Origin of the sequence: Kouleothrix sp. (assembly GCF_046328425.1) — a bacterium.
In the GTDB taxonomy this organism is placed as follows: Bacteria; Chloroflexota; Chloroflexia; order Chloroflexales; family Roseiflexaceae; genus Kouleothrix.
The window spans coordinates 217,149-238,938 of record NZ_JAXLWP010000005.1 but is presented as its reverse complement, the minus strand read 5'-3'; the positions used below and the strand labels follow the sequence as shown (position 1 = coordinate 238,938).

The window sequence follows — 21,790 nt, the reverse complement described above, 5'->3', positions numbered from 1 at the left end:
GGTTTCTTTTCGCCCTTTGCGCGGCGCCCGGCGTACCATAGCCCTGCGCACACACCCTTCGCCGCCCCCGCCCGGCACGCGCCGCCGGCCGATCTGCTGCGCCGCTTTTCGCAATAGCACACTGGAGCGCCCTATGAGCCTCATGCCCCGCACGATGCTCCGCCTACTTGCCACAGCCGGCGCGCTTGGCGCCGCAACTTTCGGCACCGTCTGGTTCGCCCTGCGCCCGTGGTACACCCACTGGGGCGCCACCCCCGAAGAGGCCCGCCGCACGCTGCCCGGCGACGAGCTGATCGCCCAGCCGCACCCGCTCAGCGTACGCACCAAGGCCGTGACGATCGGCGCGCCGGCAGCGCGCGTGTGGCCCTGGCTGGTGCAGCTTGGGCAGGGCCGCGGCGGGCTCTACTCCTACGAGTGGATCGAGAACCTGATCGGCATGGAGATGCACAATGCCGACCGGATCATCGCCGAGTTTCAGCATATCCGCGTCGGCGACCTGGTGCGTATGGGGCCCGAGGGCAAGGCCCCGCCGCCGTTTGTGGTCGAGCGGATCGAGCCGGGCAAGCTGCTGGTGATCGGCCACCGCGACTCCGGCGGCGCGAGCTGGCACGATACCTACGCGTTTGTGCTCGAGCCGATCGACGCGCGCAGCTGCCGGCTGATCCACCGCAGCCGCGCTCGCGCGCTGTTCTCGTTCGACCGCACGCTCGAGCCCGGCTACTTCATCATGGAGCGCGGCATGCTGCTGGGCATCAAGCGCCGCGCCGAGCGCAACCACGGCCTGGGCCTGGCCGCGCCCGAAATCTAGCGCCGCAGCTTCCCCGCCGCGAGGGGCGGGCGCCTGCCCCTCGCGCTCCCTTCTTCAGGCTCTTCATTTAGCACCGCTTACGCCGTACGCGTTTTTGCCTTCGGCAGAGCGGTACTTTTTCACGTATGGTGCTCAGAAGGTGGCGCTTTGCGCCACCTTCTGAGCACAAAAAGTACAGTTCCATGCTGCCGCAGGCAGAAGGAGCCCATATCGCAGGCGACCGCGTAAGTCCTGCCATGTTCACGAGTTACGCGGTGGGGGTTTGGCTGGTGGCGGCCACGGCGGTGGCCGCCACCAGCCAAAAAGAGTGATTTTGGAGGGCTTGCGCCCTCCAAGCCTCCCACGCGGGAGGACACCGCGTAACTTGTGTCATGTTGGGAAAAATGGGCGCCGGCGCACATTCGGCCATGGTGGCGCATGCCTCGTGGCGCCGAAAGCGCTGCCGGGCTGCCCTGAGGCATGATCGCCAAGCGCTCGTGCAGGCACGGCCTGCGCCCAGCCAGGGCGTAGCGCCCGCGCCGCGGCGTGCTATACTGGGCATACCCATCGCGTACACCAGCATACAAGGAGACGCAGCTATGAGCGCACAGGAGCAGCTGCCCGCCGCGGCGCGGGTGGTGATCGTCGGCGGCGGCGTGATCGGCGCAAGCGTGGCCTACCACCTGGCCAGGGCCGGCTGGGCCGACGTGCTGCTGCTCGAGCAAAACCAGCTGGCCGCCGGCACCAGCTGGCACGCCGCCGGGCTCGTCGGCCGGCTGCGCACCACCACCAGCATGACCAAGATCAACAAGTACAGCGCCGAGCTGTACGCCGGCCTCGAAGCCGAAACCGGCCACCCGATCGGCTGGAAGCAGGTAGGCAGCCTGATCGTCGGCAAGTCCGAGCAGCGCATGACCCAGCTGCGCCGCACCGCCGCCATGGCCGCGATCATGGGCGTCGAGGCGCACGTGATCGGCCCGCGCGAGGCCTACGACAGGTGGCCGCTCATCCGCTACGACGACCTGCTGGGCGCGGTGTGGCTGCCCAACGACGGCAAGCTCATCCCCAAGGAGCTGGCGGTGGCGCTGGCCAAGGGCGCGCAGCTGCGCGGCGCGGCCGTGCGCGAGGGCGTGCGCGTGGCCGATATTCTGCACGAGAACGGCCGCGCCGTCGGCGTACGCACCGCCGACGGCGCGACGGTGCGCGCCGAGTACGTGGTACTGTGCGGCGGCATGTGGTCGCGCCAGCTCGCGCTGCGCTGCGGCGTCAGCCTGCCGCTCTACGCCGTCGAGCACCACTACGTCGTCAGCAACCCGATCGACGGCGCCTTCGACGAGCTGCCGGTCGGCCGCGACCCCGACCTGTGCATCTACTTCCGCGGCGAGGGCGGCGCGGTGATGCTAGGCGCGTTCCAGGCGCGCTCGAAGCCGTGGGTGGCCGATGTGCCCGACGACTTTGCGTTTCAGCTGATCGGCGACGACTGGGAGAAGTTCGCCGAGCCGCTGGCCGGCGGCCAGTGGCGCATCCCCGCGCTGAACACCAGCGGCTTCGCGCGCTTCGTCAACGGCCCCGAGAGCTTTACGCCCGACAACAACTTCCTGATGGGCGAGACGCCCGAGCTGCGCAACCTGTTCGTCGCCGCCGGCTTCAACTCGGTCGGCATTGCCTCGGCCGGCGGCGCGGGCCGCTACCTGGCCGAGTGGCTGATCGACGGCCACATGCCGATCGACCTGTGGTCGGTGGACATACGGCGCTTCGGCGGCTACGCCAACACCACCGCCTACCTGCGCGAGCGCTCGGCCGAGGTGCTGGGGCTGCACTACCAGATGGCCTGGCCCAACCGCGAGTTCGAGACGGCGCGCAACCTGCGGCTCAGCCCGCTGCACGACCGGCTGGCCGCCCAGGGCGCCTGCTTCGGCGTGAAGGCAGGCTGGGAGCGGCCGAACTGGTTCGCGCGCCCCGGCCAGCGCCCCGAGGCCGAGTACTCGTTCGGCCGCCAGAACTGGTTCGATAACCACGCCGCCGAGCACCGCGCCGCGCGCGAGGCCGTGGCCGTGTTCGACCAGAGCGGCTTCGCCAAGCTGCTGCTGCAGGGCCCCGACGCGCTGGCGGCGCTGCAGCGTATGTGCGGCAACAATCTCGACGTGCCGCTGGGCCGTGCTGTGTACACCGCCATGCTCAACGAGCGCGGCGGCTTCGAGAGCGACCTGACGGTGATCCGCGTCGGCGCTGCCGAGTTCCAGATCATCACCGGCACCGCCCAGGCCACCCACGACGCCGACTGGATCCGGCGCGGACTGCGGCCCGGCGAGCGCGCCGAGCTGGTGGACGTGACCGATGCCACGGCGGTGATCGGCGTGATGGGGCCGCGCTCGCGCGAGCTGCTACGCCGCGTGAGCGACGCCGACTTCTCGAACGCAGCGTTTCCGTTCGGCACCTCGCGGCTGGTGGCGATCGGCATGGCCACGGCGCGCGCCGTGCGGATCACCTACGTCGGCGAGCTTGGCTGGGAGCTGCACGTGCCGGCGGCGCAGGCCGCCCCGGTGTACGATGCGCTCATGGCCGCCGGGCGCGAGCTGGGCGTGACCAACGCCGGCCACTACGCGATCAACTCGCTGCGGCTCGAGAAGGGCTACCGCGCCTGGGGCGCCGAGCTTTCGCCCGACGACACGCCGCTCGAGGCCGGCCTGGGGTTTGCGCTGGCCTGGGAGAAGCCCGGCGGCTTTGCCGGGCGCGAGGCGCTGGCGCGCCAGCGCGCCGCCGGGCTCGGCCGCATGCTCGCCACGTTCGTGCTCGACGACCCGGCGCCGGTGCTGTGGGGCGCCGAGCCGATCGAGCGCGACGGCGCCACCGTCGGCTACACCAGCTCGGGCAGCTACGCCCACACGCTCGGCGCGGCGATCGGCATGGGCTATGTCGCCAGCCCCAGCGGCGTCTCGGCCGAGTGGCTGCGCACCGGGCGCTACGCGATTGTGATCGCCGGCGAGCGCTACGCCGCGCGAGTGTTTCTGCGCCCGCCCTACGACCCCGAGCGCGCGCGGATTCTGGCGTAGCCGCGCCTTGCGCATACGCGCCGCAGCTGTTTGCCGTTTGTGTGCTGTTCTCTTCGCCGCGAGCCTGGAGCAGCGCACAAACGGCCGGCCTGCGCGCTCGCCCCCGCCCCCCCGAAGCCTCGCCGCGCGCCGGCCGCAGGCCCGTACCAATTCGCTACCAGCTCGACTCCCGATCGTACCGTCCTGTCATCCTCGCGTCATCCCGCGCTCTCCTAACTTCAATAGCACACGAGTAGACTCAGCATAGCAACACGCGGGCGCGAGCCTGCCAACATACGTCATCGAGCTGCTATGCGAACTATTCTGCGGCGCTACAACCCAAACCTGTTTCTGGCGCTGGCGCTGGCGCTGGCCTACCACGGCGCGCTGCTGCTGACCGGCACCTACAAAGGCACCTACGACGCCTACGTGCACATCTTCTTCGCCGACCACTACGCGCGCGCCTGGTTCGACCACTGGGAGCCGCGCTGGTACACCGGCTTCCCGATGGTCAGCTACCCGCCTGGCTCGCAGCAGTCGATCGCGCTGCTCTCGTACCTGGTGGGCTTGCAGAACGGCTTTGTGATCGTGGCGACCTTCGCGGTGCTGAACGTAACGCTGGGGATCTACCGCTTCTCGCAGATCTGGGTGAGCGAAGAGGCCGCCGGCTACGCCGCGCTGCTGACGGTGTTCGCCTCGTGCATCGCCGAGACGGTGCACGTGTTCGGCCAGCTGCCGACGATGTTCTCGCTCGGGTTTCTGCTCAACGCCCTGCCGTTCGTCTACCACTGGATGCGCGAGGGCCGGCTGCGCTGGCTCATTACGGCCTGGCTGCTCAACGCCGCCACCACCGCCGGCCACCACGTCACCACGCTGTTTGGCGCCGTGTTCTTCGTGGCGCCGGTGATCGCGCTGGCGATCGTCGAGGCGCTGCGCCAGCCGCTACCCGACGAGCCGGGCCAGCACCCTGCGCTGATCACCCGCAAGAACGTGCGCGCGCTGCTGGCCCGGCGCGCCCGCCGCGCGCTGCCGGCGCTCACGCGCGCCGCGATCTACGGCCCCGGCCTGATCATCGCGCTGGTGCTGGTGGTGCTGCCCTACTGGCTGTGGAGCAAGAACGACCCGATCAACCAGGTGACCATCCCGCACGCCTCGCGCGACTCGTTCATCAAGAACACCGCCGCCGGGCTGGTGTTCTGGCTGGTGCCCTACGGCCTCTCGCTGCTGGTGCTGCCCTACGTGCTGTACAAGGGGCTGACCACGCGCGCCTGGCCTATGGCGCTCTCGTGGGCGCTGCTGTTCTTCCTCGGCACCGGCGGCACCACGCCCTACCCAAAGATGCTGCTCGGCGGCTCGTTCGATGTGCTCACGCTCGACCGCTTTACCTTCTGGGCCACGATCACCCAGCTGCCGCTACTCGGCGAGTTCGTGGTGAGCCTGCGCCACGGCCGGCTGGCGCGCTACACCCGCGAGCAGTTCGGCGACATCACCTGGCGCCTCGTGCAGATCAGCCTGGTCGTCGCCTACCTGCTGATCTCGATCTTCGTGGCCAACCTCACCAAGTTCCGCAAGTTCCAGCCCGACCCGATCAACACGCAGCCGATCGCGACGTTTCTCGAGAAAGACGAGCACTGGCGCTGGCGCTACCTTACGCTCGGCTTCGGCGACCAGATGGCATGGCTCTCGGCCCAGACCAGCGCCAGCTCGGTCGACGGCAACTACCACTCGGCCCGCCGCCTGCCCGAGATGACCAGCACGCCGGTCGAGCGGCTCGAGGGCGCCAAGTACAGCGGCGTGCCCGGCATCGGCTCGCTGCAGCAGTTCCTGGCAGTGCCCGAGAAGTATAATCTGAAGTTCATCTTCTCGAACGACCAGTTCTACGATCCGCTGCTGTTTTTCTCGGGCTGGCACCGGCTCCAGCGCCTCGAGAACGGCATCATGGTCTGGGAGCGCGAAGACATCCCGCCCATGCCCGAGGCGCCGCCACGCAAGGAGATCCCCTACTACCAGCGCGTCATGTGGGGGGTTGTGCCAATGAGCGCGATCACCGCCGCGCTGATCGCGTTTGCGGCGCCGGTCTGGTGGCCGTACCTGCGCTGGCTGTTTTCGCGAAGCAGAGACGAGCGGCCAAAAACCAAACCCAGGTGGGCGATCGGCCGGCGCCTGCTTCAGCGTAGCGGCCTCCCTGGCCTGTGGTTCTTCGTGCTTCGCCTCGCGCCCGCGCTCAACCGGCGGCTGCTGGCGTGGTCGGCCCTGCCGGCCGGCGACGACTCGCCGCAGGTGCGCTGGCAGGTGTGGCTCGGCTGGGCCAGCCGGCTGCCGCGCCCGCGCCCGGCCACGCCCACCGCGCAGCACGTGCGCCTGGCGCTGCTGACCGCGATCGGCCTCGCGGGTGCCGCCAGCGCCGCCGGGTGGTACCGCGCGCTGGCGCATACGCCCACGGCAGTGGTGCAGGGCTACTACGACGATCTCGACTTCCGGCGCTTCAGCATGGCCTACGAGCGGCTCGACCCGCAGACCCGCCCCGGCTACGACCAGTACCTGATCGACCTATCGGTGCAGGGCGGCATGGTCGCCTCGTATGGCAAGCTCAACAATGTGCGCGTCACCACGCTCGCGGCCGAGCCTGAGCGCGTCACGCTGGTCGCCGCCACCGACTGGGTCACGTCGCTGTCGTCATATTCGACCACGCAGACGCTGACGCTGGTGCGCCGCGACGGCCAGTGGTACATCGAGCCCGATCCCGTCGACAACACCGTACCGCCCGAGCAGTTCTTTCGGCGCGGCGAGGTCGGCTATGTCGCCGCCGGCCGCCGCCGCGTCACCAACCAGCCAACCTCGTTCAACGACATACTCGACCGCCCCGATCTGCAGGTGCTCTCGGCGCGGCTGGTGAAGCACAACGGCCGCTACAGCGTCGTCGGCGAGCTGATCAACAACGCCTCCGACCCGGCCGACGCGACCGTCACGGCGTTTCTGCGCGACGCCGACGGGCAGGAGCTGATCCGCTACAACGCCCAGGAGGGCATGGTTCACAAGCTGCTGCCGAAAGAAGCGACGCCGTTCAGGGTCGACTTCGAGGGCGTGGCCGGCGCGGTGCTCTCCGACACGCTCGACCTGAAGAACTTCAAGCCCGGCGCGTTCACCCCGCCGATCCTCACGCGGCCGATCGGCAGCTTCGGCGTGTATGCCAAAGGCGTGGCGACGCAGCGCGACCTCGACCGCGGCCTGACGCTGCAGAACCTGCAGGTACAGCCATTGCCCGGCGGCGGCGCGCGCCTGACTGGCCAGCTGCTCAACACCGGCACCCACGAGGCCACCATCCCGCACGTGCTGCTGACATACTACGACGCGCGCAACCAGGTCGTGTGGGTCGATCACGTGTTTATTCGCGACGCCGTGCGCCCGCAGCACATGCAGCAGATCGATATCGCCCTGACGCCATACGGCGAGCTGCAGCCGGTGCTTGGCGCGGGCGACCTGCTGGCCGCCCCGGAGCGGCCGGATCGCTCGGCGCAGACCGCGTGGCGCGAGCGCATTGCGCTGCCGCCCGGCCTTGGCTACGCGGCGCTGCGCGTCAGCGTCCACGCATTCGAAGGGAGCGCGCTGTGATCGCGAGCGCACACAGGCTGCGGGCCGGCGCAATCGGCCGGCCAGTTTCTCGGCTGCTCGGCTGCCTGGCGCTGTGCCTGGCGCTCGGCGGCTGCGCCGGCAGCGCTGCAACAGCCGCCGCGCCCGCGCTTGATGGCGCGGTGCTGGTGCAGGCGCCCGCCGAGGTGCAGGCTGGCGCGCCGGCGCCGGTGCTGCTGGCGCGCCCCGACGCGCCCGATGGCCTGGCGGCCAGCCTGGTGGCCCAGGGCAGCTACGGCGTGCGGGTGTACCGCGCGGCCTTTCACAAGGGCCAGGCGCAGTTCCAGATCCCCGGCGAAGACACCCGCCAGGCGGGCCTGGTGACGCTGATCGCCCAGGCCGGCACGGCGCGCGGGCATGCCCAGCTGCGCGTGCTGCCCGGCCCACCAGCCGAGCCCCTCACGCCGCTGGTTGGCCCGCGCGCGGTGATTGCCGACGGCCAGCACCAGGCGATGGTTGTGGCGGTGCCGTTCGACGATTATGGCAACCCAATGGCCGACGGCACGCCGGTAGAATTTCGCGCGCAGCACCCCGACGGGCAGATCGAGCAAACCACCGCCACCGTGTCGCACCTGGTGGCCTGGTGGAGCATCGCCTCGGGCACGCGCGCCGGCCACGCCACGCTCGCGGCCAGCGCAGGCGCCGCGCACGGCCCCGACGCCGGCTTCGACGAAACTCCCGGCTGGCCGGTGGCGTTTGGCCTGAGCGCCAGCCCCGCCGGCGTGCCCGCGGATGGCCACAGGCTGGTAACGCTGCGCACCGAGGTGATCCGCGACCGCTTCGGCAACCCGATGCTCGACGGCACGCTGGTGACATTTGCGGCCGAGATGCCGGATGCCACGCGGCGCTTCATCCCGGCCTACACGATCGACGGCGCGGCCGAGGCCCAGCTGCAGGCCCCGGCCACACCCGGCACCGCGACGGTACGAGCCACGCTGTATGGCGTCGAAAGCCAGCCGCTCGCGCTGACATTCGCGCCAGGCCCGGCCGTCGGCGTATTCGCGCTCCAAGCCCAGGTGAACGCGCGCGACGGCGCGGTATCGCTCGAGGCCGGCCCGCTGCTGAGCGCGCTCGGCCAGTTCGTGCCCGACGGCACGCTCGTGCAGTTTCGCCTTAGCGGCCCCGACGGTTCGGCGCAGCAGGCCAGCGGCAGCGCGCTGAACGGCCGCGCGCGCGCCGAGCTGCGGCTGCACGATCTGCAGCCCGGCAGCTACACCGCCGAGGCGCAGGCCGGATCGGGCCACGGCAGCGCCAGCTTCATTGTGCGGTAGGCCATGGCAAAGCAACGCGCCAAGCTGCTGATCTGGATCGTGCTGCTGGCCTGCGCCACCAGCGCCGCCTGGGGTGCCGTGCGCGGCGCCACCGAGCTGCTGGCCTACTTCGAGCGCGGCGCCGACCCCGCCAGCGCGCTGAATATCGTGCCGAACGTCGCGCCCGATCTGCACAACCGCCTGGCCTGGGACGCCGACGACGCCGACACCGCCCGGCCGATCGACGCCTTTACGCGCTCGCAGATCGAGGTGGCGTACCAGCGCGCCTGGCTCCAGTGGAACCTCTCGTATATCAAAGGCGAGCCGTACGGCCTGAAGACCTACTTCACCGGCCCGGCGCTGGCCGCCGCCGGTGACGCGGTGCGCGCCAGCGCAGCCGGCCAGCTGCGCGTCGAGCAGATCGATACCGACCACCAGCTCCAGCTGCACTTCTACAGCGCCAATGGCTCGATCGCGGCGTTCACCGACCACGGCGCGCTGGTAGCCCAGGTGATCCGCGATGCCTCGGGCACAGTGGTGTACGCCGGCGAGACCCGCGCCGACTACGACGTGGTGATGATCATCGAAGACGGCGCCTGGCACGTGCGCCACTGGCTGCGCCGCGACGCAGCCCCCGCGCCCGCCGCCGGCCCCGCCCGATCGTGCGCGGGCTGCGTCGCGCTGGCCCAGGCCGCCGCGACGCCGCGCCTCGAGCGCAACGGCGCGTCGTTCGTGGCGGCCGGCGCCAACTACTACCCGCAGGCTACGCCGTGGGACGCGTTCTGGGCGCAGTACGACCCGGCGATCATCGACCGCGACTTCAGCAGGATCAAGGGCCTGGGCCTGAACTCAGTGCGCGTGTTCGTGCCCTACCAGCAGTTCGGCGGCGCGCGCATTGCCCCGGCTATGCTCGCCCACCTGGCCGATCTGCTCGACCGGGCGCAGGCCCAGCGGCTTGTGGTGATCGTGACGCTCTTCGACTTCCGCGCCGAGTACGACCTGCTGCACTGGCCCGACGCCGACCGCCACCTGGAGGCGCTGCTCACGCGCTTCGCCAGCCACCCGGCAATTCTGGCCTGGGATCTGAAAAATGAGCCCGACCTCGACGACGCCAGCGCCGGCGCGGCAGTGGTGGACGCCTGGCTGGCGCATATTGCCGCGCAGGCGCGCCGCTACGACCCCAACCACCTGCTGACAATCGGCTGGTCGTCGGCGGGCGCGGCGCGCAGGCTCGCCGGCAGCGTCGACCTCGTGCAGTTCCACTTCTACGCCCCGGCCGGCACGCTTGCCGCGCAGTACGCCGCGCTCCAGAGCGCCGCGCCGGGCCGGCTGCTGCTGCTGGGCGAGTTCGGGCTGCCCACCTGGAACAGTGTGTTCCCCAATGGCCACACCGAGGCCGAGCAGGCCGCCTACTACGCCGATGTGCTCGCGGCGGCGCGCCGCGCGGGCGGCGCGGGCTACCTAGCCTGGACGCTCTACGACTTCGCCAGCGTGCCGGCCAATGTCGCCGGTCGCTGGCCGTGGCAGACCGGGCCACAGCGCCACATGGGCCTCCTCCGCGCCGACGGCAGCGCCAAACCTGCGGCCAGCTTGCTCGCCCCCGGCGCGCCGCTGAGCACGCCTGCGCCGCCGGCCTGGGCACGCCTGCTCAAGCCATTCTGGCTGCTGCTGCTGGGCGGCCTGCTCGCCAGCATCCTTCCGCTCGACCGCTGGGCGCGCCGCGCCGAGGGCCATGGCCCCAGCCGCGCCACCATCCGCCGCCGCCTGCAACGCTTCGAGTAATACCAACTCCGTTTGATTACTTGTGTTTTCTTGTGCGGCGCCCGGCTTTGCCGGGCGCCGCACAAACGAAATGGGGGCGGCTTCGCCGCCCCAAACCCCCACCAAAGTGTAAGTCATCAAGCGAATTTGATATAACACCCCGCCTGCGCCGGCGCGGGCCGTGTGGCGGTGCGCCGCTCAATTGCCAAAACCGGTATTACAAACCAAAAAACCATCTTTTTCGTTGGGCAAACTTTTTACATTTCCAACATTATATCCCGCAGTATAAAGAAAAATAAGCGCCGATTTATCCGAATTCGGCTGAAGATTCGTTTTTAGTATGTACAGCAGCAATGCCCGATTGTGAATTTAATATCGTTCTACCTGCTTAGAAGTAACCGGCTCATGAATTTATTGCATACAGCTACGTAAAAACCTTGGCTATTTTCATTCAAATCTATACATCTATGCAAATCATGCTATACTACTCCACACTCCCTGCACACTGGCACGCTGCGAACGAACACATGCTCGGTTCGTCTTGCCCTGAATCGCCCAGGATTGGTACCGCGACCACAGACGAGGTTCCTATGTTCAAACGCCTACCCTGGCTGGCGGCGCCCGTCGCGCGCCGGGCAATGCTTGTGGCCGGTGTAGCGCTGCTGTTTTTTCTGTGTGCCAGCGCCAGCCGGCTGCTGGTGATCGAGCCGCTGCGGGTGGCGGTGGTCTGGCCGCCAAGCGGCCTGCTGCTGGCGGCGCTGCTGCTGAGCGAGCGGCGCACCTGGCCGGGCTTGCTCGGCGCGGTATTCGCCGCCAACCTGCTGGCAAACGCGCTCACCGACATGGCTCCGGCGGCAAGTGCCGGCTTGGCGCTCGCCAACTGCGCCGAGGCGGCGCTGGTAGCCGCGATTGTCGCGCGCCGGGTTGGCGCGCCGCTCGCAGTACGCCGGCTGCGCCAGGCCGGCGGGTTCGTCTTGTGGGGCGCGGTGCTCGGCAACGCGCTCGCGGCGCTGCTTGGCGCGGCGGTGTCGTACCTAGCATTCGGCATGCCATTCGCCAATGCATGGCTGGCCTGGTGGATCAGCGATGGGCTGGGAATGCTGCTGGTTGGCGCCGCGCTGCTGGCCTGGTTTGGCGACCCCAGGCCGGCGGGGCAGCTGTCGCTCGCCTGGCTGGCCGAGCTGGCGCTGCTATTTGCCAGCTCGCTCGCGGTGGCGCTGTTCACCTTCGCCACCGCGCCGAGCTTATTTCGCTACACCTACCAGATCTTCCCGTTTGTGATCTGGGCCGCCGTGCGCTTTGGCCCGCGCCAGAGCACCCTGATAGCCCTGCTGCTGGCGGCGGTGGTGCTGGGGGCCACGGCGCAGGGCAGCGGGCCGTTCGCCACAGCCGGCGAGCCGCCGCTCTGGCAGATTCAATCGGCGCAGATCTTTCTGTGGGTCGTGAGCATCTCGGCGCTCGTGCTGTCGGCGATCGTACAAGAGCATCAGCAGGCCAAAGGCGATCTGCAGCACGCCCAGAATAGCCTGCAGTATGCGCTCACCGGCCTCGAGCAGCGCGTCGCGGCGCGCACCGCCGAGCTGACTGCAGCGAACATGCGGCTCCAGCAAGAGATCGGCGAGCGCGAGCGCGCCGAGACGTTCCTCAGCACGGTGCTGCGCCAGCTGCCGATCGGCGTCACGATCGTCGACGCGCCCTCGGGCCAGACGCTGCGCCGCAACGCCGAGGCCGACCGCATCCTGGGCCAGATCAGCACCGCTCGCTCGCTGCAGCTTTTTCACCCCGGCGGCCAGCCCTACCAGCCCGACAATACCCCGATCGCCCGCGTGCTGCGCGAGCACATCGTCGTGCGCCAGGAGAATATGATCTTGCGGCGCGGCGACGGCAGCGAGGTGGTGCTGGCAGTAAACGCCGCGCCGGTCTACGACACGGCCGGGCAGCTGCTGGCCGCCGTCGGCACCTTCCACGACATCTCGAACCTGCGCGAGATGGAAAGCACCCTGAGCCGTAGCCGGGCCCAGCTCGCCAGCGTGATCGACTCGGCGATGGACGCGATTATCACGATCGACGAGCGCCAGCGCATCACCATGTGGAACACCGCCGCCGAGCAGATGTTTCTGAGCCCGACGGCCCAGGCGCTCGGCCAGCCAATCGACCGCTTCATCCCCGCGCGCTATGCCGAGGCGCACCGCGAGCATATTTACGCCTTCGGCCGCACCGGCACCAGCAACCGCACCATGGGCGAGCAGCGCGCGCTGGCGGCGCTGCGCGCCAATGGCGAAGAGTTCCCGATCGAAGCCTCGATCTCGCAGGTGACGATCGAGGGCCACAAGCTCTACACTGTGATCTTGCGCGACATCACCGCGCGCGTGCGCGCCGAACAGGCGCTGCGCAAATCCGAAGAGCGCTTCTCGAAAGCGTTTCACCTCAACCCGATCGCCATGGTGATCAGCTCGCTGGCCGACGGGCGGATCATCGACGTGAATGATGGCTTCCTGCGGCTGTTCGGCCTCCCGCGCGACGAGGTGATCGGCCAGACCTCGCTGCTGCTGGATATGTGGCAGCAGCCCGCCGACCGCGCCCTGGCAATCGCGGCCATCCAGCGCGATGGCGCCCTGCGCGACATGGAGGTGCGCATTCGCGCCAGCGGCGAAAATCGCGACGTGCTGCTCTCGGCCGATCTGCTGCAGCTGGCCGGCGAGGCGTGCATCCTCACCACGCTCTACGACATCAGCGAGCGCAAGCACGCCGAGCAGGCGCTGCACGAGAGCCGCCAGCAGCTCCAGGCCATCCTCGACAACGCGCCGGCGCTGATCTCGCTCAAGCGGCCGAATGGCGACTATATGCTGGTGAACCGGCGCTTTGGCACGCTGTTTGAGCGCGCGCCCGAGACGATCATCGGCCGCAGCGACGCCGAGCTGTTTCCGCCCGCGCTGGCTGCGACGCTCCAGGCCAACGACCAGGCCGTGCTCCAGCGCGGCCGGCCGATCGAGCTGGAAGAGATCGTGCCGCTGCACGACGGGCCGCACACCTATAGCTCGATCAAGTTTCCGCTGGTCGATCTGCGCGGCGAGGCCTACGCGCTCTGCAGCATCGCCACCGACATCACCGAGCGCAAGCTGCTCGAGGCCCAGCTGGTACAGGCCCAGAAGATGGACAGCATCGGCCAGCTCGCCGGCGGCATCGCCCACGATTTCAACAACCTGCTTACGGCGATCAGCGGCTACACCGAGCTGGTGCTGGCCGGCCTGGCCACCACCGACCCCTCGCGCGACGACCTGGAGGAGGTGCTGAAGGCCGCCAACCGCGCCACCACGCTCACGCGCCAGCTGCTGGCATTCGCGCGCCGCCAGCCGATCGCCCCGCACGTGATCAACCTCAACACGCTCGTCACCGATATCGACAAGCTGCTGCGCCGCCTGATCAGCGAGGATATCGCGCTCGACATCCGGCTCACCCCCGGGCTCCACCCGGTGAAGGTCGACCCCGGCCAGATTGAGCAGGTGGTGCTGAACCTGGTGGTGAACGCGCGCGACGCCATGCCCGAGGGCGGCTACCTGCTGATCGAGACGGGCAATGTGATCCTCGACCCGCGCTACGCCCACGGCCACCTCGACATCCCGGCCGGCCGCTACGTGATGCTGGCCGTCACCGACAGCGGCATGGGCATGGCGCCCGAGGTGCAGGCGCACGTGTTCGAGCCATTCTTCACCACCAAAGATCCCGGCAAAGGCACCGGCCTGGGCCTCTCTACGTGCTATGGCATTGTGAAGCAGCACGGCGGCACGATCTGGATCTACAGCGAGATCGGCCAGGGCACCACCGTGAAGGTGTACCTGCCCGAGAGCGACGCGGTGCTGTCCACCTCGGCGCCCAAGCTCGACGCCCAGATGCCCGGCGGCGGCGAGACGATCCTGCTCGTCGAGGACGAAGACGCGGTGCGCGCGCTGGCCGCGCGCAGCCTGCGCGCCTGCGGCTACACGGTGATCGAGGCGATCAATGGCGCCGAGGCGCTGCGGATCGCGCGCGCCTACGCGCCGGCGACGATCCACATGCTGCTTTCCGACGTGGTGATGCCGCAGATGGGCGGCAAGGCCGTGGCCGAGCAGGTGACGGCGCTGTACCCGAACATCAGGGTGCTGTTCATATCCGGCTACACCGAGCACGCGACACTGCACAACAGCCGGATCGACGCCGGCAGCGCGTTTCTGCAAAAGCCGTTCACGCCCGCGCTGCTGGCGCGCAAGGTGCGCGATGTGCTCGATAACCTGTAGAAGTTATGCACTTGCGTGATTCGGCTGCCCTAAACGGCGAGATTGAGCCTGCGGCAGCTGTGTGCGGTTTTCCGCGCGGAAGAGGGGGGATTATTGTTGGCTGTGTGGTGCGGTCGCGGCCGCGACCGCACCACACAGCCAGATTGTTCACCCCTCCCCTGGCAGGGGAGGGGTAGGGGAAGGGGTCGACAGACGTTGCACGAGCCCTGCGTCCTAAACCTGATCTAGCGCGGCGGCACGCCGATTGATGGTATCATGCAACCTCACACCAGGGCGGCGCGTATGATCTGCTGCACACATCCTCGCCAGCAGCGCCACCCAAGCTACGCATATACTGGAGCGATGCATGATTGCTACACATGGCGCGCCGATGATCGAGGCCAGCGGCCTCCAGAAGCGCTACGGCGATACCCTCGCCGTGAAAGGCGTGAACCTCCAGGTTCAGCCCGGCGAGATCTTCGGCTTCCTCGGGCCAAACGGCGCCGGGAAAACCACCACGATTAAAATGCTGATCGGCCTGCTGCGCCCCTCGGCCGGCACGGCGCGCATCGGCGGCCACGATATTCAGCGCGAGCCGATCGCCGCGAAATCGCTGATCGGCTACGTGCCCGACCAGCCCTACCTGCCCGAGAAGCTTACCGCGCGCGAGTTCCTCGAGTTCACCGCCGGGCTCTACCAGCTCGACCGCGCGGCGGCGCGGCGGCGCGGCGAGGAGCTGCTGCGGCTGTTCGGCCTGAGCGACCGCGGCGACGACCTCGTGGGCGGCTACTCGCACGGCATGCGCCAGAAGACCGCGCTGGCCGGCGCGCTGCTGCACAACCCGCGCGCGTTCTTCCTCGACGAGCCGACCGTCGGGCTCGACCCGCGCAGCGCTCGCCTGATCAAAGACATCCTGCGCGAGGTGTCCGAGCGCGGCACCGCCGTGTTTCTTACCACTCACATCCTCGAGATCGCCGAGCGCATGTGCGACCGCGTGGCGATCATCAGCGGCGGCGAGGTGATCGCCACCGGCACGATGGACGAGCTGCGCGCCGGCCGCGGCGGCGAAAGCCTTGAAGATATTTTCCTCGCGCTTACCGGCGGCGCGGAAGAGGCCGAGATCGCCGACGCGCTGGCCTGAAGTCCTGTCATTGTGGGAGGTTTGGAGGGCTTGCGCCCCCCGAACCCCCACCACGTAAATCCTGCCATTAACAGGAGTTACGCGGTGCGCGTTTTTGCCTTCGGCAGAGCGGTACTTTTTCATGGATGGTGCTCGGATTTTGGCGCTTTGCGCCAAAATCCGAGCACAAAAGAAAGTACAGTACCGCGCTGCCGCAGGCAGAACAAGCCCGTATCGCAGGCGACTGCCTAAGTCCTATCATTAAGAGGGTGCGGCGTAGCCGCATAGAGAACTATGCTCAATGCGATTGGCGTGCTGCTCAGGATGCGCTTCCTGGTGGCGCGCAACACGATATGGCGCGGCAAGCTCGGCCGCAAGATCGGCCTGGTGGCGCTGGCGCTGGGCTTGTGCGCTGCGGCGTACGGGCTGTACTGGCTCACGCGCGGCATCGTGAGCGGCATTACCAGCCCGGAGTTCGCCGAGTTTCTGACGCGCGCCGCCAGCAGCGGCGGCGGGCTGCCGGCCGGCTTTAGCCTCGACGTGCGCACATACCTGCTGGCGATCCCGGCGGCAGTGCTGTTCGGTGCGCTGGTGCTGCTGGTGCTCACCAGCTTCACCACCGTGCTGTCGTCGCTGTACCTTTCGGGCGATATCGATATGCTGCTTGCGGCGCCGGTGCCGATGCGCGCGGTGTTCGTGGTGAAGTTCTTTGGTGGCCTGCTGGTGCCGTATATGCTGCTGCTGTTCCTGCTGGGGCCGTTTCTGCTTGGCTTTGGCCAGGGCCTTGGCTTCGGCGCGGTGTACTTCGTCGCCGCGATGAGCGCGCTGCTGCTGCTGCCGCTGCTGCCCACCGGCCTGGGCGCGCTGCTGACAATGGCGGTGGTGCGGGTGATCCCGGCGCGCCGCGCGCGCGAGATCGTCGGCGTGATCGGCGGCCTCGTCGGCGTGAGCTGGTATATCGTCAGCCAGTTCTCGCGCGAGCTGGCGCCGCGCGTTTCCGATGCGCGTATGCTCGATTACCTGCGGCGCTTCGATACGCCGCTGCTGCCCTCGGCCTGGGCCGGGCGCGCGCTTGTGGCCGCCGGCGAGGGCCGCTGGGCCGTGCTGCTGGCCTACGGCGCGCTGTTCACCAGCCTGTCGCTGGCCGTCTTCGTGCTATGCCTGCTGCTCGCCGAGCGCCTGTACTACGCTGGCTGGTCGAACATGGCTACGCAGGGCGGGCGCGTACGGCGCCGGGTCAGAGGCGCGGAGCCGCAGGCCAGCCCGGCAGCCGCCGAGCCCCAGCCGCGGTTTGCGGCCCTCACCGCTCTGCTGCCGGCCGAGTCGCGCGCGGTGCTGTATAAAGACCTGCGCGTGTTCCCGCGCGACCTGCGCAATCTTCAGCAGCTGATCTTTCCGCTGGTGCTGGCGGCGATCTGGTCGTTCCGGCTCGTCACCGGCGGCGCGCCAGGCCGCGGCGACGGCGCGCCCGAGTGGTTCGGCTCGCTGATGTCGCTGGGCTCGGCCGGTATTAGCTTCTATATCTGCCTGGTGCTTTCCAGCGCGCTGGGCGGCTCGGGGATCAGCCGCGAGGGCAAGGGCTTCTGGCTGCTGAAAGTCGCGCCGATCAGCGCGCGCCGGCTGCTGATCGGCAAGCTGGCGCTGGCGTACCTGCCCTACCCGACCGCCGGCGTGCTGTTCACGCTGCTGCTATCGATCTTGCAGCGCAGCGGCCCGGCCGATCTGGCGCGCGCGCTCGTGCTGGTGCTCGTGGCCGGTTTGGGCGTCAGCAGTATTCTGACCGGCCTTGGCGCTGCGTTTCCCAAATTTGCCTGGGAGAATCCGCGCCAGCAGACGTCGTTGCAGGCCGGCTGCCTGGCGCCCGTCGCCTACCTGCTCTACCTGGCGGTCGCCATTGGCCTCGTGCTGTTCCTGCCCGCGCTGGGCGCGCTGCTGCCAAACATCGCCATTGTGCTGGCGATCGCCGGCTGGGCGATCTTTCTGGCAATCACCGCGCTGGTGATCTGGGGCGCGCTGTGGTTTGGCGCCGCCCGGCTCGAGCAGCTCGAACTGGCGTAGCGCGGCCTGTGAAACGCCGGCAGGCCGCGGCGACATATATCGCCGCGGCCTGCCGGCAGCATTGAGGCTCGTTTAGCGCCGCGCGCCACGCCGGATCAGCAGGCTCGATCCGATCGCCAGCAGCCCGCCCAGCGCCAGCAGCACGGCCAGGTTGCTCTCGTCGCCGCCGGTGCGCGGCAGCCGCTTCGGCGGCGCCGGCGTGGCCTGCGGGGCGCCCGTGGGCTGCCCCAGGGCGGGCGTGGCAGTCGCGTTAGCGACGATCCGGAACGTCACCTGGCTGGTGTTGTTGCCAGGATCGTCGCCGGGGCTGCTGGTGCTGATCGACACGCCATTGCGGCCCTCGGGCGGCTGGGCGCGCTCGTTCACTCGCACGCGAATGCGAATGCCGACCTGCTCGCCCGGCGCCACCCGGCCGATGTCGACGAGCACGGTGCGGCCGCTGCTCGAGACATTGCCGCGCGTGGTTGTGGCCTCGATCACGTCGAGGTAGTCGGGGATGGGGTCGGTTACCACCACGTCCTCGGCGGTGTCGCTGCCGCGATTGCCCACGCTGATGCTGAACACAACCTCGTCGCCGACGCGCGCCTCGGCCACGTTCACCGCTTTGGTGACGAACGGGTCGGCGAGGCCGGGGCTGCCCTTGCGCGGCCCGGGCGTGGCCGTCGGCTGCGGCGTGGTTGGCGGGCTGGTGGGCGTGCGCGTCGGCTGCTCGGTCGGCGTCCCGGTGATTGCGGCCAGCGGGGCGGCCTCGCTGCGCGGCAGTGTTGTGGGAAACAGCGCGGCGGCGAGCAGCGCGATCCAGAGTGCCAGGAAGGCTAGTTTCGTGGCTCGTTGCTTCATAGGGCGATCTGCTCCTGGCCGGCCAGTGTGCGGCCGGCTGTACGTGGGTTTCACGGCGGGCGGTTATGCGGAGCGGTGACACATCCTGAGCGTGTAGGCGATGCCGGCCTGGCGGTTGCGGCGGCTCGTGTGAAACTCGAGTGTCCCGGTACGATTCGGCTGTGCCAGTCCTTTCGCGATCCGCGCCTTCTTGGTCGCTGCTGCCGGCACTACGCGCCAGCGAGCATCGTTAGGTTACCGCTACGATACGGCATCGTGGTACGCTCGCGCGCCGCGAAACCGCAACCCGCCCGATCACACGCTCGGCGCCCGCCCGCCCGCCGCCGAAACTGCCCGGCGGGCTGGCGCGGCGCCGCAACTAGATATTGTGCTCTTCTTCCACAGTTTCCACAAAATGTGGATAAACCGGCAGGGCATATGCCAAAGGTAAGCTCACACCGGCGTGCGTACGGCCAGTATTTCACGCCCGAGGCGGTTGTCGCGTGCTGCTACGCGCTGCTGGGCGGCCTGCTGCCCGCCCAGCCGGCGATTGTCGACCCGGCCTGCGGCGACGGCGCGTTTCTAGGCCACGCGGCAGCGCTTGGCCTCGCGCCGGCCGCGCACCTCGCCGGCTGCGACCTGGACGCCGCGCTGGTGGCCGAGCTGCACGCGCGCGGCCTGGTGGGGGTGCGCAACGCCGACGGGCTCGACCCCGCCAGCCTGCCCGATGCGGCCTTCGACCTGGTGGTGGGCAACCCGCCGTTTGGCGTGGCAACATCGGGCCGGGCCGCGCTGGCTAGCGAGGTGCGCTTTCTGCAGCGCGCCTGTGCGCTGGCCCGGCCGGGCGGCCTGGTGGCGCTGGTGCTGCCGAACGGCGTGCTGGCAAACGAGCGCCTGCGCCTGCTGCGCGCCGATCTGCTGGCGCGTACCACTGCGCTCGCGGTGATCGGCCTGCCGCGCGACACGTTCCGCCACGCGGGCACCAGCGCGGCCTGCAGCCTGCTGCTGCTGCGCATCGCCCCGGCGCCGGCCGGGCACCAGGTGTTCTTCGCGCTGGCCGAGCGGCTGGCCGAGCTGCCGGCGGTGGCGGCGGCCTGGCACGCCCGCCAGCCAGGCGCCGCGCCGCTGGCCTTCTTCCGCCCGCACGGCGCCGAGCTGGCCCAGCGGCTCGACGCGCAGTTCTGGCAGCCCGCGCATACCGCGCTGATCGAGCGCCTGGCCGCGCGCTCCCCGCTGCCGCAGCTGGGCGACCTGCTCGACCAGCCGGGCGGGCTGATCGCCGGGGACCACGTGCGCGCTTCGCGCGGCGAGGCGCGCGGGCCGCAGCTGCCGTATGAGTACTACCAGACGCGCGAATTCCTACCGGCCGGCTACAACTACGCCCGGATCGAGCGCTGCGACGAGCGCGCCTACCGGCGGCTGGCCTACACCGCCGTGCGCCACCACGATATTCTCGTCTCGTGCGCGGGCGTCGGCGGCGCCGGGCGCGGCAGAGTGTGCCTGATCACGCACACGCCCGGCCGATCGTGCACCGGCGACGTGCTGATCGTGCGGGCGCGGCGGGTTGACCCGGTGTTCTTGTTTCTGCTGCTGGCCTCGCGCGCCGGCCAGTCCCAGCTGCTGCGCTGGCAAAATGGCGTCGGCACGGTGAACCTGAGCGCCAACGAGCTGCTGCAGCTGCGCGTGCCGCTGCCGCCCGAGGGTGCGCAGCGCGATTTCGCCGCGCGCTACGAGCCGGTGGCCGCCGCGCACCACGCCGCGATGCAAGCGCTGGGCGCGGGCGATACCGCCGGCTACCAGGCCGCGCGCGCGCATTCCGAGGCGCTGCTGGCCGCGCTGATCGCGGATCTGGAGCAGCGGCTGCTGGGGAAATCCGGCTAGCCATGCGGAAGTGCGTGCTAGCCGATCGACACGCCAATCAGCCGGCCGATCGCAAAGGTAATGCCGGCGGCGGCAAAGCCGATGATCACCTGGCGCATGCCCGAGTACCACACGCTGCGCCCGGTCAGCAGCGTGATCGCGGCGCCAATGCCGAACAGCCCAAGCCCGCACAGCGCCACGCTTGTAAGCACCGCCGCGGCCCCGGACAGAAACAAAAATGGCGCCACCGGCACGATCGCGCCAAGCGCGAACAGCACAAACGACGTCAGCGCCGCCTCCCACGCCGAGCCGCCCAGCTCCTGCGGATCGACACCCAGCTCCTCGCGCGCCAGCGTGTCGAGCGCGGTGGCGCTGTCGGCGGAGAGCCGCGCGGCCATTGCCTGCGCCTGGGCTTCGGGCAGGCCCTTGGCCTGGTAGATCAGCGCCAGCTCGGCCTGCTCCTCGGCCGGGTTTGTCGCCAGCTCGTCGCGCTCGATCGCGATCTGGCGCTCGTACAGCTCGCGCGAGCTTTGCACCGAGATCCACTCGCCCAGCGCCATCGAGAACGCGCCCGCCAACAGCCCGGCCAGCCCGGCCACCAGCACACCGTTGCCGCTCATCTCGGCGCCGGCCACGCCCATCACCAGGCTGAAATTCGAGAGCAGCCCATCGCTGGCGCCAAGCACCGCAGCGCGCAGCGCGTTGCCGCTGCCGGCGCGGTGGCGGCCCTCGAACTGCGCGATCGCGCTGCCCTCGAGCCCGCCGCGCGTGCCGCTCAGGATCGTCTGGATCAGCCGGGCGTGCGAGCGCTCCTGCGCGGCCAGGGGCGTGCCGCGCGCCTCGGGCTGCGCGCGGTAGCCGCTGTCGTCGGCCTGCTCGAGCGACGAGATCGTCGGCAGCACGAACTGTGGCCCGAAGCGCCGCGCCAGCGCGATCAGCGTGCGCGTACGCCAGCCAAACGCGCGCGGCGGGATCGCCTGCCCGGCGTCGCGTAGCTGCGCCTCCCAGAACTGGGCGTGCTGCTCTTCCACCGCCGCGAGCCGCCGGTACACCTCGGCCAGCTGCGGCTGCTGCTCGCTCTCGGCGATCGCCTGGTACAGCGCCGCACTCTCGATCTCGTCCTGCCAGTTAGCGCGGTATCGCGCAATATCGGGCGCTTCCGCCATCGTCCCCTCGCTTTCGTCGGCATCGCTGCGCGCCGATTATAGCACGCCGCGCTT

Annotated in this window: 11 protein-coding genes; 9 read left to right on the top strand and 2 right to left on the bottom strand. The window is 69.4% G+C overall.

Annotation, left to right across the window (positions count from 1 at the left end):
• The first annotated feature begins 133 nt into the window (after positions 1–133).
• The 8 genes from U0177_RS05720 (at position 134) to U0177_RS05685 (ending at position 17,891) form a co-directional block, all read left to right on the top strand.
• Positions 134–808 (top strand): hypothetical protein, encoded by a 675-nt coding sequence (locus U0177_RS05720; RefSeq protein ID WP_409569637.1) that lies wholly within the window; start codon positions 134–136, stop codon positions 806–808.
• 578 nt (positions 809–1,386) lie between these two features.
• Positions 1,387–3,840: an FAD-dependent oxidoreductase gene (locus tag U0177_RS05715; protein WP_409569636.1), complete on the top strand. Its 2,454-nt coding sequence runs from the start codon at positions 1,387–1,389 to the stop codon at positions 3,838–3,840.
• Positions 3,841–4,131: 291 nt separating this feature from the next.
• A complete protein-coding gene (locus tag U0177_RS05710) occupies positions 4,132–7,431 on the top strand; it encodes a hypothetical protein (RefSeq protein WP_409569635.1) in 3,300 nt (1,099 codons plus the stop codon).
• The gene (locus tag U0177_RS05705; protein ID WP_409569634.1) at positions 7,428–8,720 is read left to right on the top strand and encodes an invasin domain 3-containing protein; all 1,293 of its coding nucleotides are present in this window, start codon (positions 7,428–7,430) and stop codon (positions 8,718–8,720) included. Before U0177_RS05710 ends, U0177_RS05705 begins: the two co-directional genes overlap by 4 nt.
• Positions 8,721–8,723: 3 nt before the next feature.
• Complete coding sequence (locus tag U0177_RS05700; protein ID WP_409569633.1) at positions 8,724–10,481, top strand: hypothetical protein; 1,758 nt, start codon at positions 8,724–8,726, stop codon at positions 10,479–10,481.
• 569 nt (positions 10,482–11,050) lie between these two features.
• Positions 11,051–14,734, top strand: a complete 3,684-nt coding sequence (locus U0177_RS05695) for a PAS domain S-box protein (RefSeq protein WP_409569632.1) — start codon at positions 11,051–11,053, stop codon at positions 14,732–14,734.
• 346 nt (positions 14,735–15,080) lie between these two features.
• Positions 15,081–15,854: an ABC transporter ATP-binding protein gene (locus U0177_RS05690; protein WP_409569631.1), complete on the top strand. Its 774-nt coding sequence runs from the start codon at positions 15,081–15,083 to the stop codon at positions 15,852–15,854.
• 273 nt (positions 15,855–16,127) lie between these two features.
• A complete protein-coding gene (locus tag U0177_RS05685) occupies positions 16,128–17,891 on the top strand; it encodes a putative ABC transporter permease subunit (RefSeq protein WP_409569630.1) in 1,764 nt (587 codons plus the stop codon).
• A 72-nt stretch (positions 17,892–17,963) separates the two neighbouring features.
• Here U0177_RS05685 and U0177_RS05680 read toward each other — a convergent pair whose 3' ends face one another.
• Entirely contained in the window at positions 17,964–18,731 is a 768-nt protein-coding gene (locus U0177_RS05680) for a DUF11 domain-containing protein (RefSeq protein ID WP_409569629.1), read from the bottom strand.
• 417 nt (positions 18,732–19,148) lie between these two features.
• Between U0177_RS05680 and U0177_RS05675 the strand changes: the two genes are divergently transcribed.
• A complete protein-coding gene (locus tag U0177_RS05675; protein ID WP_409569628.1) occupies positions 19,149–20,591 on the top strand; it encodes an N-6 DNA methylase in 1,443 nt (480 codons plus the stop codon).
• A gap of 17 nt (positions 20,592–20,608) precedes the next feature.
• Here U0177_RS05675 and U0177_RS05670 read toward each other — a convergent pair whose 3' ends face one another.
• Complete coding sequence (locus U0177_RS05670; RefSeq protein WP_409569627.1) at positions 20,609–21,736, bottom strand: VIT1/CCC1 transporter family protein; 1,128 nt, start codon at positions 21,734–21,736, stop codon at positions 20,609–20,611.
• Positions 21,737–21,790: the final 54 nt, after the last annotated feature.

Excerpts from the sequence above, each read along its gene's own strand:
- U0177_RS05720 (WP_409569637.1), top strand. The coding sequence starts at position 134 with ATGAGCCTCATGCCCCGCACGATGCTCCGCCTACTTGCCACAGCCGGC.
- U0177_RS05690 (WP_409569631.1), top strand. The coding sequence starts at position 15,081 with ATGATTGCTACACATGGCGCGCCGATGATCGAGGCCAGCGGCCTCCAG.
- U0177_RS05675 (WP_409569628.1), top strand. The coding sequence starts at position 19,149 with ATGCCAAAGGTAAGCTCACACCGGCGTGCGTACGGCCAGTATTTCACG.
- U0177_RS05715 (WP_409569636.1), top strand. The coding sequence starts at position 1,387 with ATGAGCGCACAGGAGCAGCTGCCCGCCGCGGCGCGGGTGGTGATCGTC.
- U0177_RS05670 (WP_409569627.1), bottom strand. The coding sequence starts at position 21,736 with ATGGCGGAAGCGCCCGATATTGCGCGATACCGCGCTAACTGGCAGGAC.
- U0177_RS05710 (WP_409569635.1), top strand. The coding sequence starts at position 4,132 with ATGCGAACTATTCTGCGGCGCTACAACCCAAACCTGTTTCTGGCGCTG.
- U0177_RS05685 (WP_409569630.1), top strand. The coding sequence starts at position 16,128 with ATGCTCAATGCGATTGGCGTGCTGCTCAGGATGCGCTTCCTGGTGGCG.
- U0177_RS05680 (WP_409569629.1), bottom strand. The coding sequence starts at position 18,731 with ATGAAGCAACGAGCCACGAAACTAGCCTTCCTGGCACTCTGGATCGCG.
- U0177_RS05695 (WP_409569632.1), top strand. The coding sequence starts at position 11,051 with ATGTTCAAACGCCTACCCTGGCTGGCGGCGCCCGTCGCGCGCCGGGCA.
- U0177_RS05700 (WP_409569633.1), top strand. The coding sequence starts at position 8,724 with ATGGCAAAGCAACGCGCCAAGCTGCTGATCTGGATCGTGCTGCTGGCC.